The organism is Micromonospora ferruginea (genome assembly GCF_013694245.2).
Taxonomy (GTDB): Bacteria; Actinomycetota; Actinomycetes; order Mycobacteriales; family Micromonosporaceae; genus Micromonospora; species Micromonospora robiginosa.
In genome coordinates this window covers 4995245-5010406 of the sequence record NZ_CP059322.2, presented here as the reverse complement: position 1 = coordinate 5010406, position 15162 = coordinate 4995245, and the positions used below count along the sequence as shown (strand labels likewise).

Here is a 15162-nt window from a genome sequence, read left to right as displayed (position 1 = left end):
TGCGCTACCGAAACAATGCATGGAAGCGCTCCCATACATCAATGCCCCAACGCCGCCGACCTCATGCCCCCGTCCCACCCACCAGACCACTCCTCCACCACCCACCCCGTCGATCTTGCACTTTGTGCCCAGGCATATCGGTGCCAAAAGGACGAAGTGTGGGCCGAAACTGCAAGATCGACGGGGTGGGTGGGGGTGGGGGAGACGGGTCAGTCCGTCGTGTTGCGGCCGGCTGCGGATCGGCGGGTCGCCCGGTCGTCCTGCCGTGGCAGCATCCCGCCTTGCCCCGACCCGTCGTCAGCCGCGGCGTCACCTGACGAGCCACCGCCCGCCGGGCCGACGTCCGCCGGACGGACGTCCGGGCCGACGTCTGTCGGGACGGCGGATGTCGCGCCGTGCGTAGTCGCGCCGGACGCGGCGGCGGCCAGGTTGGTGAGGACCACGTCGAGGACCTTGACGGCTTCCGGCTTGGCCAGCGGGTTGTTGCCGTTTCCGCACTTCGGGGACTGGACGCAGGACGGGCACCCGGTCTCGCACCCGCACTCCACGATCGCGTCGCGGGTGGCGCGCAGCCAGGCGGCGGCCGTCCGGTACGCCCGCTCGGCGAACCCCGCCCCGCCCGGATGGCCGTCGTAGACGAAGACGGTCGGCGCGTCGGTGTCCGGGTGCATCGCGGTGGACAGCCCGCCGATGTCCCACCTGTCGCACGTCGCCATCAGCGGCAGCAGGCCGATCGCGGCGTGCTCGGCGGCGTGCAGCGCCCCCGGCACGTCCGCCGCCTCCACGCCGGCGCGCGCCAACGACCCGGGGGAGAGCGTGAACCAGACCGCGACGGTGCGCAGCTCGCGGGCCGGCAGGTCCAGCGGGCGGGTGTCGATGACCTCGCCGGTGGCGATGCGACGCCGCTGGTACGACACCACCTGGCTGGTCACGTCCACCTCGCCGAGGAAGAGCCCGACCGGGCCGGCGTCGGTGTACGAGCGGACGGAGACCACGGAGAGCGAGGTGACGTCGCGGGCGTGGGTGGACCAGTCCGGCTCCTCGGCGTGCACCAGCGCGCACCCGTCGGCGAGGTCGAGCGAGTCGACCACGTACGAGACGCCCTGGTGCAGGTAGACCGCGCCGGTGTGCAGCAGGAAGTGCGCGGAGCCGCCGTCGACGGTGCCGAGCAGCCGGCCGGTGGACTCCTCCACCACGCAGAGCGGCGCGCCGCCCTCGCCGCGCAGGTCGACCTCGGGGCGTTCCCGGTGCCGCCAGTACCAGCCGGTGGGCCGCTGCCGCAGCGCGCCGGCCTCGACCAGCGAGTCCACCGCCTCCTTCGCGCCCTCGCCGAAGAGGTCCAGGTCGGCGGGGGTGAGCGGGGCCTCGTGCGCGGCGCAGGCGAGTTGCGGCGCGAGCACGTAGGGGTTCGCCGGGTCGAGCACGGTGGCCTCGACCGGGCGCCCGAACAGCGCCTCCGGGTGGTGCACCAGGTAGGTGTCGAGCGGGTCGTCCCGGGCCACCAGCACCGCGAGGGCCTCGCCGCCGCTGCGGCCGGCCCGCCCGGCCTGCTGCCAGAGCGACGCCCGGGTGCCCGGCCAGCCGCAGATCATCACCGCGTCCAGCCCGACCAGGTCGACGCCCAGCTCCAGCGCGTTGGTGGAGGCCAGGCCGAGCAGGTCGCCGTGCAGCAGCGCCCGTTCCAGCTCGCGGCGTTCCTCGCGCAGGTAGCCGGCGCGGTAGGCGGCCACCCGGTCGCCCAGCCCGGGCACCGCCTCGTCGAGCGTCCGCCGCGCGGTTGCGGCCACCACCTCGGCGCCCTTGCGGGACCTGACGAACGCGAGCGTGCGGACCCCCTCGACCACGCTGTCGGCGAGCAGGTCGGCGGTCTCCCGCAGCGCGGACCGCCGGACCGACACCAGGTCGGCGAGTTCCACGTCCGAGGAGGGAGGCGGCAGCAGCGGCGGCTCCCAGAGTGCGAACGTCACCCCGCCGCGCGGCGACGTGTCCTCGGTGACGGCGGTGACGGGCAGGCCGGTGAGCCGCCCGGCCGCCGTCGCCGGGTCACCCGACGTGGCGCTGGCCAGCAAGAACACGGGGGTACGCCCGAAGCGGGCGCACTGCCGGCGCAGCCGCCGCAGCACGTGCGCGACGTGTGAGCCGAACACGCCCCGGTAGGTGTGGCACTCGTCGACGACCACGTACGCGAGCCGGCGCAGGAAGCCGGACCAGTGCGCGTGCCCGGGCAGGATGCCGTGGTGCAGCATGTCCGGGTTGGTCAGCACGAACCGGGCGTGCCGGCGGATCCACTCCCGTTCGGCGCGCGGCGTGTCCCCGTCGTAGGTGGCCGGGCGTACCCCGTCGAGGTCCAGGCCGGCGACGGCGCGGAGCTGGTCGGCGGCGAGCGCCTTGGTCGGGGCCAGGTAGAGCACCGTGGCGCGGGGGTCGTCGAGCAGGGTGCTCAGCGCCGGGAGCTGGTACGCCAGCGACTTGCCGGACGCCGTGCCGGTGGCCACGACGACGTGCTGTCCCGCGTACGCCAGCTCGGCGGCCTCGGCCTGGTGCCGCCACGGGGCGACGACGCCGCGTCGCGCGAACGCCGCCCGCAGGTCCTCCGGCGCCCAGCCGGGCCACGGTGCGGGCTCGCCGACGCGGGCCGGCACCCGTTCGACGTGGGTGACCGGGTCGCCGGCGTGGCGCAGCCGCAACCGCCGCAGCAGCTCGCCCGGCGCGTGCCTCGGGCCGGGCCTGTCGTCGGTCACGTCCTGCACTCTCGCACTGGTGTTCGGAATTGGGAACCGCAGGGTGGGGGTATGGGGAGGGGCAGGCCGGTGACCCGAGGCGGTCGCGCGGGGGATGGTTAGATGCCCAGGAGAGTTTACCGAGGAGGGGCCGATGGAGCTGTCACTGGCGACCCACGCCGTGGGGGAGCACACGGTGCTCGAGGTCGGCGGTGAGGTGGATGTCTACACCGCCCCCCGGCTGCGGGAACGGCTCATCGAGCTGATCGACGGCGGGGCCCGCCACGTGGTGGTGGACCTGGGTCGGGTGGACTTCCTCGACTCCACCGGGCTCGGCGTGCTGGTCGGCGCGCTCAAGCGGCTCCGGTCGGCCGGTGGCTCTTTCGCCCTGGTCTGCGACAAGGAGCCGCTGCTCAAGATCTTCCGGATCACCGCCCTGGACCAGGTCTTCCCGTTGCACCCGACGGTCGACGCGGCCATCGCCGCCGACTCCACCGGCGCGTGATGGCCACCGTCAAGCTCTCCTTCTCGCCGGCCCCGGTCCACGTCCGCACCGCCCGTCTGGTCGGTGTCGCGGTGGCCCGCCGGGCCGGCGTGCGTGAGGATCTGCTCGACGAGGTGCGCCTGGCCATCGGTGAGGCGTGCACCCGGGCGGTCGCCCTGCACCGGCAGTACGGGCTGGCGGAACCGGTGTACGTGGAGATGTCCGACGGCGGCTCGTACACGGTGCGGGTGGTGGACCGGGCCCCGATCGAGGCGGGCCTCGGGTTGGCCGCGCTCGGCCCGGACGAGCTGGCCAAGGAGTCGCTCAGCGAGGACGCGCTCACCACCGGCGTGGGCTTCGCCCTGCTCGCCGGTTTCGTGGAGGACCTCCAGGTCCGTCCGGTCGACGAGGGTGTCGGCACCGAGGTCCGGATGGCCTGGCCGGCCGGCCGCGCCTGACCCGTTCCGTCCGCAGGCCGCGTTCCCCGACGGGGAGCGCGGCCTCGTCGTGTTGACCGCCCTATATATCAGATTTCCTCGCATAACACAGTTACGAAGATCATCGAGAGTGGGTGCCCCCTCGGTGTGACCCTCACCACGCGGGAGGGCTACAGTACCCGGGTTGTCAGCAAGTGATCGCTGCCCGCAGCCAGCGGGAACGGGTGGATGGCGCGCGCTGGCGAGTTCGCATCCAGGCGTCGGACCGTGCGTCTCCACGAGCCGACGCGTGTTCGGTACAGGAGGACACAGATGTCCGGGACCTTGGCCGCCGACGGCGGCGCACTGTCCCTTACCGGAGCCAACGTGACGTACGTCGTCATCGCCGCGGTCATCGCGCTGGTGGCGCTCGTCTTCGCCGCCGCCTTGACCAAGGCGGTACTGGCAGCCGGTACGGGAACCACCAACATGCAGGAGATCTCCGGGGCGGTGCAGGAGGGCGCCTCCGCGTACCTGCTGCGGCAGTTCCGCACCCTGGCGATCTTCGTGGTGATCGCCGTCGTACTGCTGTTCCTGCTGCCGGTGCACGACACCGACGGCAACCAGACGCTGGTGAAGATCGGCCGCTCGGCGTTCTTCGTGGTGGGTGCGCTGTTCAGCGCGTTCATCGGCGGCGCCGGCATGTGGCTGGCCACCCGCGCCAACCTGCGGGTCGCCGCCGCCGCGCGCGAGCGCGAAGGCGGTCGCGAGGGCGCCATGAAGATCGCCTTCCGCACCGGTGGCGTGGTCGGCTTCCTCACCGTCGGCCTCGGCCTGTTCGGCGCGGCGCTGGTCGTCATCCTGTTCAAGGGTGACGCCCCGACCGTGCTGGAGGGCTTCGGCTTCGGCGCCGCGCTGCTCGCCATGTTCATGCGGGTCGGTGGCGGCATCTTCACCAAGGCCGCCGACGTCGGCGCCGACCTGGTCGGCAAGGTCGAGCAGGGCATCCCGGAGGACGACCCGCGCAACGCCGCGACCATCGCCGACAACGTCGGCGACAACGTGGGTGACTGCGCCGGCATGGCCGCCGACCTCTTCGAGTCGTACGCGGTCACGCTGGTCGCCGCGCTGATCCTGGGCCGGGCCGCGTTCGGCGAGGACGGCCTGGTCTTCCCGCTGATCATCTCCACCATCGGCGTGCTGGTCGCGATCGTCGGCGTGTTCATCACCCGGCTGCGCACCAGCGACCGCAACGGCCTCACCGCGATCAACCGGGCCTTCTACATCTCCGCGGTGATCTCCGCGGTGCTGGTGGCGGTCGCCGCGTTCGCCTACCTGCCGGCCACCTTCGGTGAGCTGGAGGGCGGGCTGACCGACGTGGACCGCAACCCGCGACTGGTGGCCATCGGCGCGGTCGTGATCGGCATCGTGCTGGCCGCCGCGATCCAGGCGCTCACCGGCTACTTCACCGAGACCAACAAGCGTCCGGTGCAGGACATCGGCAAGAGCTCGCAGACCGGCGCCGCCACCGTCATCCTCGCCGGCATCAGCGTCGGCCTGGAGTCGGCGGTCTACTCGGCGCTGCTGATCGGCGCCGGCGTGTTCGGCGCGTTCCTGCTCGGCGGCAGCTCGATCACGCTGTCGCTGTTCGCGGTCGCGCTGGCCGGCACCGGCCTGCTCACCACCGTCGGCGTCATCGTCGCGATGGACACGTTCGGCCCGATCTCCGACAACGCGCAGGGCGTCGCGGAGATGTCCGGCGACATCGACGAGCACGGCGCGCGGACGCTGACCGAGCTGGACGCGGTCGGCAACACCACCAAGGCGATCACCAAGGGCATCGCGATCGCCACCGCGGTGCTGGCCGCGACCGCGCTGTTCGGCTCGTACACCGACACGCTCCGCTCGTCGTACGCCGACGCCGGCGTGGGCGACGTCGGCACCGAGATCCTCAACGCGCTGAACGTGGCGAACCCGCGCAACCTGGTCGGCCTGATCATCGGCGCCGCGGTGGTCTTCCTCTTCTCCGGCCTGGCCATCAACGCGGTGTCCCGCTCGGCCGGCGCCGTGGTGATGGAGGTACGCCGGCAGTTCCGCGAGCTGCCCGGCATCATGGACCGCACCCAGCGGCCCGAGTACGGCAAGGTCGTGGACATCTGCACCCGGGACGCGCAGCGCGAGCTGATGACCCCCGGCCTGCTGGCCATCCTGGCCCCGATCGCGGTCGGCTTCGGCCTCGGCCCGGGCGCGCTCGCCTCCTACCTGGCCGGCGCGATCGGCGCGGGCACGCTGATGGCGGTGTTCCTGGCCAACTCCGGCGGCGCCTGGGACAACGCCAAGAAGCTGGTCGAGGACGGCGCGTACGGCGGCAAGGGCTCCGAGTCGCACTCCGCCACGGTCATCGGCGACACCGTCGGCGACCCGTTCAAGGACACCGCCGGCCCGGCGATCAACCCGCTGATCAAGGTGATGAACCTGGTCTCGCTGCTGATCGCCCCGGCCGTGGTGGCCTGGAGCGTGGGCGACGACCGGAACACCCCGCTGCGGATCACCATCGCCGTGGTGGCCGCGCTGATCATCGTGGCGGCGGTGGTGTTCAGCAAGCGCAAGGGCGTGGCGATGGACGACTCCGACCACGGTGCCGGCACCCCGGACCAGCACCCGGAGGCGGTCAACGCCTGATCTCCACCGGACGGTTCCCGGTCGGCCCCCGGCCGGCCGGGAACCGCGCCAAACCTGACCGGTGGCAGTTCCACCCGGAGGTCGTACGCTGCATCGCATGCGTACGCGCCGGGCGGCAACCGCCGGAAAGCTCACGGTGGTCCTGGCCACGCTCGTGCTCGTCGTCGCCGGCTGCGGCGGCCCCAGCCCGCGGGCCTGGGCCGCCTCGGTCTGCCAGGCGCTCGGCCCGTGGCGCGCGGAGATCTCCAAGCTGACCAGCAGCACCCAGCAGCAGATGACCGCGCAGACCACGCCGACGCAGGCCAAGGAGAACCTGGTGCGGCTCTTCGCCGGGGCCGAGCAGGCCAGCGAGACGGCCCGGCGCAAGGTCGAGGAGGCGGGCGTGCCCGAGGTCGAGCGCGGCACCGAGGTCTCGGCCGGGTTCCAGGGCTCGCTGGGCAAGATGCGCGACGCCTACGGCCGGGCCCGGACCACCATCGACGGGCTCGACACCGCCCAGGCCGGCCCGTTCTACGACGGCGTGCGCGCCGCCGTGGACACGCTGAACAAGGAGTACGACGCGAGCGCGCTGGACACCAGCAAGCTCAACTCACCCGAACTCAAAGAGGCCTTCGACGAGGTCCCGGAGTGTCGCTGACGCCACCCTCCCCGCACCCGGCCCGCCAGCCCTCGCTGTTCTCCACCGAGGCGGCCGATCCCGCGCTGGCGGACCTCGCCGGCCTGCTCGCCGGGCCGGCGGAGGTGGTGCGGATGGGCGGCACCGCGCGGCTCTCCGTGGTGGTGGACGCGGCCTGGCGGGTGCACGTGCTGGTGGCCGAGCTGCGCGCCCGGGGGGTGCCGGCGAGCTGGGAGCCGACCGAGGACGGCCGGCACCGGGTCCGCACCGCGTACGCGACCACGCTGGCCCCGCTCGCCCGGGCCTGGCTGCGGGGCACGGCGAAGCGGCCACCGGCCCGGTTCCACCTCGACGGGCGGCGGCTGCGGCTCTGGGTCGCCGCCGCCGGGGCCACCGAGCCGGCCGGGTTCCGGTTGGGGCTCGGCCCGGCCGACGAGCCCACCTGGCCGGCGGTGCGCGCCGCGCTGGCCGCGGTGGGGCTGCCGGCCGCGTTCGTCGAGCCGGACGGGGGCGGGCCGGCGTACCGGATCGGTGGGCGGCGGGTGCGCCGGCTCGCCGAACTGGTGGGGGAACGGCCCCCGGCCGCGCCGGCCGGCGACTGGCCGGGCTGACCCGCCGCGCAATCCCGCCGGCTGTCCGATCACGGACACCCGCTCCGGCGGTTCCGCGCAGGAAAACGACCGGGGTGACCTCCGCCGGGCGGTGTGTGATCGTCACAGTGACCCGCTCGGCGCCCTACCCACGGTGTACGGTGGCGCCGTCCGGCTGGGTTCGGCCGGCGGTCGCCACGGAGCGACCCGTTTGCCGCCCACGAAACCCGGAACGTGGACGGCGCGTTACGTTGGACGTCCGGGCCACCGGTGGTCCGGGCGGTGCAACACGGCCCGAAGCGGGCATGGCGTAGGAGTGAGGTCGGAGAGAGACGTGCCGAGCAACGCTGGAACCACCCGTCTGGTCATCGTCGAGTCACCGGCGAAGGCCAAGACGATCTCGGGCTACCTCGGCCCGGGGTACGTCGTGGAGGCCAGCTTCGGCCACGTCCGGGACCTGCCCCGCAACGCCGCCGACGTCCCGGCGAAGTACAAGGGTGAGCCGTGGGCGCGGCTCGGCGTCGACGTCGACAACGGCTTCCACGCGCTCTACGTGGTCTCCGCGGACCGCCGCCAGCAGATCAGCAAGCTGGTGAAGCTGGCCAAGGAGGTCGACGAGATCTTCCTGGCCACGGACGAGGACCGCGAGGGCGAGGCGATCGCCTGGCACCTGGTGGAGACGCTCAAGCCCAAGGTGCCGGTCAAGCGGATGGTCTTCCACGAGATCACCAAGCCGGCCATCCAGGCCGCGGTGGCGAACCCCCGGGAGATCGACCGCGACCTGGTCGACGCCCAGGAGGCCCGGCGCATCCTCGACCGGCTCTACGGCTACGAGGTCTCCCCGGTGCTGTGGAAGAAGGTCATGCCGAAGCTCTCGGCGGGCCGGGTGCAGTCCGTGGCGACCCGGATCGTGGTCGAGCGGGAGCGCCAGCGGATGGCGTTCCGCACCGCCGAATACTGGGACATCCTGGCCACCCTGGCGGTGGCGAAGTCGGGCGAGGGCCCGCGCACGTTCAACGCCACGCTCGTCGCGCTGAACGGCGACCGGATCGCCACCGGCAAGGACTTCGAGCCGACCACCGGCCGGGTGCGCGCCGGCGCCGGCGTGGTGCACCTCGACGAGGGCGGGGCCCGGGGGCTGGCCGCCCGCCTGGCGGACCGGCCGTTCACGGTCACCCGGGTCGAGGAGAAGCCCTACCGCCGCCGCCCGTACGCGCCGTTCATCACCTCCACGCTCCAGCAGGAGGCGGCCCGCAAGCTGCGGTTCTCGTCCCAGCAGACGATGCGCACCGCGCAGCGGCTCTACGAGAACGGCTACATCACCTACATGCGTACCGACTCGGTGAACCTGTCGGAGACCGCGATCACCGCGGCCCGCCGGCAGATCGTCGAGCTGTACGGCGAGCGCAGCGTGCCGCCGGAGCCGCGCCGCTACACCGGCAAGGTGAAGAACGCGCAGGAGGCGCACGAGGCGATCCGCCCGGCGGGGGACAACTTCCGCACCCCGGGCGACGTGGCCAAGGAGTTGTCCGGCGAGGAGTTCAAGCTCTACGAGCTGATCTGGCGGCGCACCATCGCCTCGCAGATGACCGACGCGGTCGGCTCCAGCGTGTCGGTGCGGATCCGGGCCGTCTCGTCGGCGCAGGAGGAGGCCGACTTCGGCGCCACCGGCAAGACCATCACCGACCCGGGCTTCCTGCGCGCGTACGTCGAGTCGAGCGACGACGAGAACGCCGAGGCCGAGGATGCCGAGCGGCGGCTGCCCACGCTGGTCAAGGACCAGCCGCTGACCGCCGACGAGCTGGCCGCGCAGGGCCACCACACCCAGCCGCCGTCGCGCTACACCGAGGCGTCGCTGGTCAAGGCGCTGGAGGAGCTGGGCATCGGCCGCCCCTCCACGTACGCGTCGATCATGCAGACCATCCAGGACCGCGGATACGTCGTCAAGCGCGGCCAGGCGATGATCCCGACGTTCCTGGCGTTCGCGGTGATCGGATTGATGGAGCGGCACTACCCGCGCCTGATCGACTACGACTTCACCGCCAGCATGGAGAACGAGCTGGACGAGATCGCCGGCGGTGACCACGCCGCGGTCGACTTCCTCACCTCCTTCTACTTCGGCAGCGCCAACGGCGCCGGCGACCAGGCCATCGCGCACGCCGGCGGGCTGAAGAAGCTGGTCACCGAGAACCTCAGCGAGATCGACGCGCGCAGCGTCAACTCCATCCCGCTGCACACCGACGACGAGGGGCGCGAGGTCGTCGTCCGGGTCGGCCGCTACGGGCCCTACCTCCAGCGGGCGGTTCCGGGCTCGGGCTCGGGCTCGGGCTCGGGCTCGGGCTCGGGGAGGGTGACGGCGAGGAGGGCGGCTCGCAGGGGGACCGGGCGCCGATCCCGGAGGGCCTGGCCCCGGACGAGCTGACCCCGGAGAAGGTGCAGGAGCTGTTCCTCGGCGGCGGAGGTGAGCGCAAGCTCGGCGACGACCCGTCGACCGGCGAGCCGATCCTGCTCAAGTCCGGCCGCTTCGGCCCGTACGTGGCCAGCGGCGAGCGCAAGTCGTCGCTGCTGCGTTCGCAGTCGCCCGACGACCTCACCCTGGAGCAGGCGCTGCGGCTGCTCAGCCTGCCCCGCCTGGTGGGCGTGGCGCCGGACGGCGTCGAGGTCTTCGCCAACAACGGCCGCTACGGCCCGTACGTCAAGCGCGGTGACGAGTTCCGCTCGCTGGACTCGGAAGACAAGATGTTCACCGTCACGCTGGACGAGGCGTTGGCGCTGCTGGCCGCCCCGAAGACGCGCCAGCGCCGGGCCGCCGCGCCGCCGCTGCGGGAGATGGGCGTCGACCCGCTCACCGAGAAGCCGCTGGTGATCAAGGACGGGCGCTTCGGCCCGTACGTCACGGACGGGGAGACCAACGCGTCGCTGCGGCGCGCCCAGACGCCGGAGGCGCTGACGCTGGAGGAGGCGTCCGAGATGCTCGCCGAGAAGCGGGCGAAGGGTCCGGCCCCGAAGAAGAAGGCCACCAAGAAGGCCGCCCCCGCCAAGAAGACCACCGCAGCGAAGAAGACCACGACCGCCAAGAAGACGACGACCGCCAAGAAGGCGACGGCCGCGAAGAAGGCGGCCCCCCGAAAGGCGACGTCAACCCCGAAGGAGTGATCTTGGAAGAAGAGGGCCCTCATGGGGGCCGTTTCCTTCCAAGATCTCGCCGTTGTCCACAGGGGCGGCGGTGGACGGGGGTTGGCAGGCAATGTCGGGCGGGTGGCGGGTTCCTGGGCGGAGATGCGGCGGGCGCTCCCGTCGGACGACGCGGACGAGTTGACCTGGTTGCTCTTCCGCCAGGAGGACGTGCTCAGCATTCATCAGGCGCTCGTCCACCTCAGTCGTAAGGCGATCCGGCACCGGTTGGCGACGGGCCGCTGGCGCCAGGCCCACCGCGCGGTTCTCGTCGCCCACAACGGCCCGATCGGTTCGTCTGAGCGCCGCTGGATCGCGGTGCTGGCCGCCGGCCCCGCCGCGCTGATCGGTGGCCTCACGGCAGCCCAGGCCGGCGGGTTGCAGGGGTTCCCAGGCCGGGTCGTGCACCTGCTCCTGCCGGCCACGGTTCGTCGCGCTCCCCTCCCGGCCGGTGTGCTGGCGCACCGGACGACCCATCTGCCGGATCGGGACGTGGTGCCGGTTGGGCAGCCGCCACGCACTTCGATGGCCCGGTCGGTGGTCGACGCGGCCCAGTGGGCGCCTTCCGACGCCCAGGCCCGGGCCATCGTGGCGGCCGCCTTCCAGCAGCGTCTCACCGCCGACGCCGAGCTGCGCGAGGTGCTCACCCGGATGCCGCGGACCCGTCGCCGTCGGCTGATCCTGTCCACCGCCCTCGACGCCGCCGGTGGCGCGCACTCCCTCGGTGAGCTGGACCTGCTCGCGCTGGTGCGGCGCGCCGGTCTGCCCGAGCCGACCCGCCAGGTCGTCCGGCGCGACTCGGCCGGCCGGCGGCGCTACCTCGACGCCTACTTCGAACAGTGGCGGGTGCACGTCGAGGTGGACGGCGGTCAGCATCTCGACCCCGCGCACGCCTGGGCGGACATGCGCCGGCAGAACGACCTGTGGGTGGAAGGTGACCGTGTCCTCCGGTTCCCCGCCTGGGCGCTGCGCGCCGACCCGGAGACGGTGCTCGCCCAACTGCGCGCCGCCCTCCGCGCCGCCGGCTGGCCGGGATGAGGATCCTCAGCAGATCTTGGAAGCGGGCGGCCCTCAGGAGGGCCACCATCTTCCAAGATCTCGCCTCAGGGGCCGAGGATCTGTCGTAGGTACGGGTTTTCGAAGAGGTTCTGGGGGTCCAGGCGGGTGCGCAGGGCCTGGAAGTCGGCGAACTTCGGGTAGGCGGATGCCAGCGACTCGGCGTCGCGCCAGTGCAGCTTGCCCCAGTGCGGCCGGCCGCCCAGCTCGGTCGCCACCTTCTCGAACGCCCTGAAGTACGGCTCGTACGGCATGCCGACGTACTGGTGGACGGCGATGTAGGCGGAGTCGCGCCCGGAGGAGTGGGAGAGCCAGATGTCGTCGGCGGCGGTGAACCGCACCTCGACCGGGAACAGCACCTTGAACGGCATCCGGTCGACGATCCGGCGCAGTGCGGTGAGCGCCTCGGTCAGCGCCTCGCGCGGCAGGCCGTACTCCATCTCCACGAAGCGGACCCGGCGCGGGGTGCAGAAGACCCGGTCGGAGCGGCCGGTGTAGGTGCGTTCGGTGAGCGCGCGGGCGGAGACGGCGCTGATCCGGGGGGCCAGGGCGGGCGCGGCGCGGCCGAGGCAGCAGGCCCCGGCGAAGACGGTGTTGGACAGGAACTCGTCGTCCAGCCAGCCGCGCCAGCGGGGCAGCGGCCGGTCGTCGGCGGGTACCCGGTCGTTGGTCTTGACCTGCACCCGGTCGGTGTAGGGGAACCAGTAGAACTCGGCATGGTCGTGCGGCTCGTAGAGACCGGGCAGGTCGGCGAGCACGTCGGAGAGCGCGGCCGGCCGCTCGTGGGCGCGCAGCACGAACGCGTCCACGCAGCGCAGCGTGACCTCGACCAGCACGCCGATAGCGCCGAGCCCGACCCGGGCCGCGTCGAACACGTCGGGGTGCTCGTCGGCGGAGCAGCGCAGCACCTCGCCGGTGCCGGTGACCAGCGTCAGCCCGGTCACGAACGTGGAGAGGCAGCCGAGTTTCGCGCCGGTGCCGTGGGTGCCGGTGGAGAGCGCGCCGGCGATGGTCTGCGCGTCGATGTCGCCGAGGTTGGGCATCGCCAGCCCGTGACCGGCGAGGAGATCGTTGAGCGTGTGCAGCGTCATCCCGGCCGGTACGGTGACCAGGCGGCGTGTCACGTCGACGGTGACGTCGGTCTCCAGCTCGGCGAGGTCGAGCCGGTGGCCGTCGGCGACGGCGGTGGCGGTGAAGGAGTGGCCGCTGCCGACGGCCCGGATGCTCCGGCCGGCGTCGGCGGCCCGCCGGACCGCCCCGGCGACGTCCGCGACGCTACGGGGGCGCTCGGTGACCAGCGCCGTGCTGTGTTGGTTGCCGGCCCAGTTGGACCAGGCGGCGGGGGGACCGGCCATGGCGAACACTCCTCGACATGAATATGAACTGAATTCATATCAGGAACGTTGTGCCTGGTAAATACCGCAATCGAGCCCGGCTCGTTGTACCGGTAGTCACGGACTCGTGACGTGCAGATATGTTCATCCGTCGAAGGGGGGTGGCGCCGAGTGTCCACACCAGCCGCCACGACCGGGCCGCTGCGTCGGGTACCGGTGCAGGGTCGAAGTGTCGCGCGCGTCCAGCGGATGCTGGACGCCTGCGCCGAGCTCGTCGACGAGGTGGGGTACGAGGGCTTGACCACGACCCTGCTCGCCGAGCGTGCCGAGGTGGCGATCGGGTCCGTCTACCAGTTCTTTCCGGACAAGCGGGCGATCGTGCAGGCACTGACCCTGCGCACCATGGAGTCCTACCTCCAGCGGCTCGACGAACGTTTCGCCTCGGACGACCTGACCCACTGGTGGGACGGGGTCGACGCGGCGATCGACGAGTACATCTCGATGCACCGCACGGTCCCCGGTTTCCGTACCCTGCACTTCGGCGACGTGGTCGACCTGCACCTGCTGGACGACCAGCGGGACAACAACGGCGTGATCGCCGAGCAGCTCGCCCGCGTACTCACCGAGCGGTTCGGCCTGGCCGGGGTGCCCGACCTGCGGTTCCACCTGGAGGTCGCGGTCGAGGCCGCGGACGCCCTGATCAAGTTGGCGTTCCGCCGCCGCGCGGACGGCGACGAGCGGGTGCTGGTCGAGGCGAAGGCGCTGATCCGGGAATACCTGCACCGGCAGGTCAACGCCCCGGTCGAGGCCGTGCGCCAGGGTTGAGCGGCACGTCGGGCGGCGGGTTCTGAGAGTGCGCCAGGACCCGCCGTCGTCACGTCAGAGGAACGCCCGGCCCTCGCCCCGGTAGGTGGGCACGGTCGCCACCACGGCGTCGCCCTCGACCAGGTGGACCTCGTTGACGTGCTCGCACACCTCGCCGGCCTTGGCGTGGCGGAACCACACCCGGTCGCCGACCCGCAACGCGTCCGCCGCGTCGCCGGCGAGCGGCGTCTGGACCTCGCCCGCGCCCTCCGCGCCGAGCAGCTTCAGCCCGGCCGGCAGCCACGGCTGGGGCAGCCGGCTCGCCGCCGGCGGGCCGGAGGCGATCCAGCCGCCGCCGAGCACGGTGGCCAGCCCGGGTGCCGGCCGGCGGACCACCGAGCAGGCGAAGAACGCCGCCGGGGTCGGCCGCCAGGCACGGTACGCGTCGAACAGCGTCGGCCCGTAGAGCCCGGAGCCGGCGGTGACCTCGGTGACCGCCGGGTCGGCGCTGGTGGCGGCCACGCTGCCGGTGCCGCCGCCGTTGACGAACTCCAGGTCGGCGTGCTCGCGGACGGCGGCGACCGCGGCCGACCGGCGGGCTAGCAGTTCCCGGTACGACCCGCGCTGGGCGACCCGGATCGCGGAGCCGGTCAGCGCCTGCCCGGGCGGCGCGTCGCCGAGCCCGGCGATCTGCGCCTCGTACGACATCAGGCCGACCAGCCGGAAGCCCGGCCGGCCGGCGACGGCGGCGGCGAGCGCGCCGGCCGCCCGGGCGCTGTGCACCGGCGAGCGGCGCACGCCGACGTGCACCCGACCCCGCAGCGGTCGCCAGGAGGCGTCCAGGTCGAGGCAGATCCGCAGCGCGGGCCGGTGCTGTGGCCGGCACACCCGGTCGATCAGGTCGAGCTGCCCGGCGTCGTCGACCATCAGGGTGACCGCCTCGGCGGCGGTCGGGTCTCCGGCCAGGTCGGCGAGCGCCCCCCGGTGCGCGGTCGGATAGGCGACCAGCACGTCGTCGGCGACACCGCCCCGGGCCAGCCAGAGCGCCTCGGGCAGGGTGAAGGCCATCACGCCGTGCCAGCCGGCCCGCTTGAGCGCCCGGGTGAGCAGCTCGCGGACCCGCACCGACTTGCTGGCCACCCGCAGCGGCTTGCCGCCGGCCCGTCCGGCCAGCGCGTCGGCGTTGGCGTCGAACGCCTGGAGGTCGACCACCGCGTACGGCGGGTCGAGGTGGGCGGTCGCCCGGTCGAGACGATCGCGAAGTTCGGCACGGTCGATGGGCACGT

At 72.9% G+C, this 15162-nt stretch carries 10 protein-coding genes and 1 pseudogene; 8 read left to right on the top strand and 3 right to left on the bottom strand.

Going from position 1 to position 15162, the window contains the following annotated elements; genetic code table 11:
- Window positions 1-209 precede the first annotated feature (209 nt).
- Window positions 210-2741 (bottom strand): DEAD/DEAH box helicase, encoded by a 2532-nt coding sequence (locus H1D33_RS21995; protein WP_181571354.1) that lies wholly within the window; start codon window positions 2739-2741, stop codon window positions 210-212.
- Between the two features lie 133 nt (window positions 2742-2874).
- Between H1D33_RS21995 and H1D33_RS21990 the strand changes: the two genes are divergently transcribed.
- The 7 genes and pseudogenes from H1D33_RS21990 (at window position 2875) to H1D33_RS21960 (ending at window position 11720) form a co-directional block, all read left to right on the top strand.
- Window positions 2875-3225, top strand: coding sequence for an STAS domain-containing protein (locus H1D33_RS21990; RefSeq protein WP_091062772.1), 351 nt, complete (start codon window positions 2875-2877; stop codon window positions 3223-3225).
- A complete protein-coding gene (locus H1D33_RS21985) occupies window positions 3225-3662 on the top strand; it encodes an ATP-binding protein (protein WP_181571355.1) in 438 nt (145 codons plus the stop codon). Before H1D33_RS21990 ends, H1D33_RS21985 begins: the two co-directional genes overlap by 1 nt.
- Window positions 3663-3953: 291 nt before the next feature.
- Entirely contained in the window at window positions 3954-6302 is a 2349-nt protein-coding gene (locus tag H1D33_RS21980; RefSeq protein ID WP_181571356.1) for a sodium-translocating pyrophosphatase, read from the top strand.
- A gap of 97 nt (window positions 6303-6399) precedes the next feature.
- Window positions 6400-6939: a hypothetical protein gene (locus H1D33_RS21975; protein ID WP_181571357.1), complete on the top strand. Its 540-nt coding sequence runs from the start codon at window positions 6400-6402 to the stop codon at window positions 6937-6939.
- On the top strand, window positions 6930-7529 hold the full coding sequence (locus H1D33_RS21970; protein WP_181571358.1) for a hypothetical protein: 600 nt from the start codon (window positions 6930-6932) through the stop codon (window positions 7527-7529). Before H1D33_RS21975 ends, H1D33_RS21970 begins: the two co-directional genes overlap by 10 nt.
- Before the next feature lie 313 nt (window positions 7530-7842).
- Window positions 7843-10664 (top strand): annotated as a pseudogene (gene topA, locus H1D33_RS21965) (type I DNA topoisomerase).
- A 102-nt stretch (window positions 10665-10766) separates the two neighbouring features.
- The gene (locus tag H1D33_RS21960; protein WP_246411938.1) at window positions 10767-11720 is read left to right on the top strand and encodes a DUF559 domain-containing protein; all 954 of its coding nucleotides are present in this window, start codon (window positions 10767-10769) and stop codon (window positions 11718-11720) included.
- 65 nt (window positions 11721-11785) lie between these two features.
- Here H1D33_RS21960 and H1D33_RS21955 read toward each other — a convergent pair whose 3' ends face one another.
- Window positions 11786-13093, bottom strand: coding sequence for a D-arabinono-1,4-lactone oxidase (locus H1D33_RS21955; protein ID WP_181571360.1), 1308 nt, complete (start codon window positions 13091-13093; stop codon window positions 11786-11788).
- A gap of 228 nt (window positions 13094-13321) precedes the next feature.
- Here H1D33_RS21955 and H1D33_RS21950 point away from each other — a divergent pair, with 228 nt between their 5' ends.
- The gene (locus tag H1D33_RS21950) at window positions 13322-13897 is read left to right on the top strand and encodes a TetR/AcrR family transcriptional regulator (protein ID WP_181572633.1); all 576 of its coding nucleotides are present in this window, start codon (window positions 13322-13324) and stop codon (window positions 13895-13897) included.
- A 54-nt stretch (window positions 13898-13951) separates the two neighbouring features.
- On the opposite strand, the gene H1D33_RS21945 is transcribed toward H1D33_RS21950, so the two are convergent.
- Window positions 13952-15160: an amino acid deaminase/aldolase gene (locus H1D33_RS21945; RefSeq protein ID WP_181571361.1), complete on the bottom strand. Its 1209-nt coding sequence runs from the start codon at window positions 15158-15160 to the stop codon at window positions 13952-13954.
- Window positions 15161-15162: the final 2 nt, after the last annotated feature.

Bases quoted from the DNA above. Each gene is read 5' to 3' on its own strand.
- H1D33_RS21990 (WP_091062772.1), top strand. From the start codon at position 2,875: ATGGAGCTGTCACTGGCGACCCACGCCGTGGGGGAGCACACGGTGCTC.
- H1D33_RS21985 (WP_181571355.1), top strand. From the start codon at position 3,225: ATGGCCACCGTCAAGCTCTCCTTCTCGCCGGCCCCGGTCCACGTCCGC.
- H1D33_RS21980 (WP_181571356.1), top strand. From the start codon at position 3,954: ATGTCCGGGACCTTGGCCGCCGACGGCGGCGCACTGTCCCTTACCGGA.
- H1D33_RS21975 (WP_181571357.1), top strand. From the start codon at position 6,400: ATGCGTACGCGCCGGGCGGCAACCGCCGGAAAGCTCACGGTGGTCCTG.
- H1D33_RS21955 (WP_181571360.1), bottom strand. From the start codon at position 13,093: ATGGCCGGTCCCCCCGCCGCCTGGTCCAACTGGGCCGGCAACCAACAC.
- H1D33_RS21950 (WP_181572633.1), top strand. From the start codon at position 13,322: ATGCTGGACGCCTGCGCCGAGCTCGTCGACGAGGTGGGGTACGAGGGC.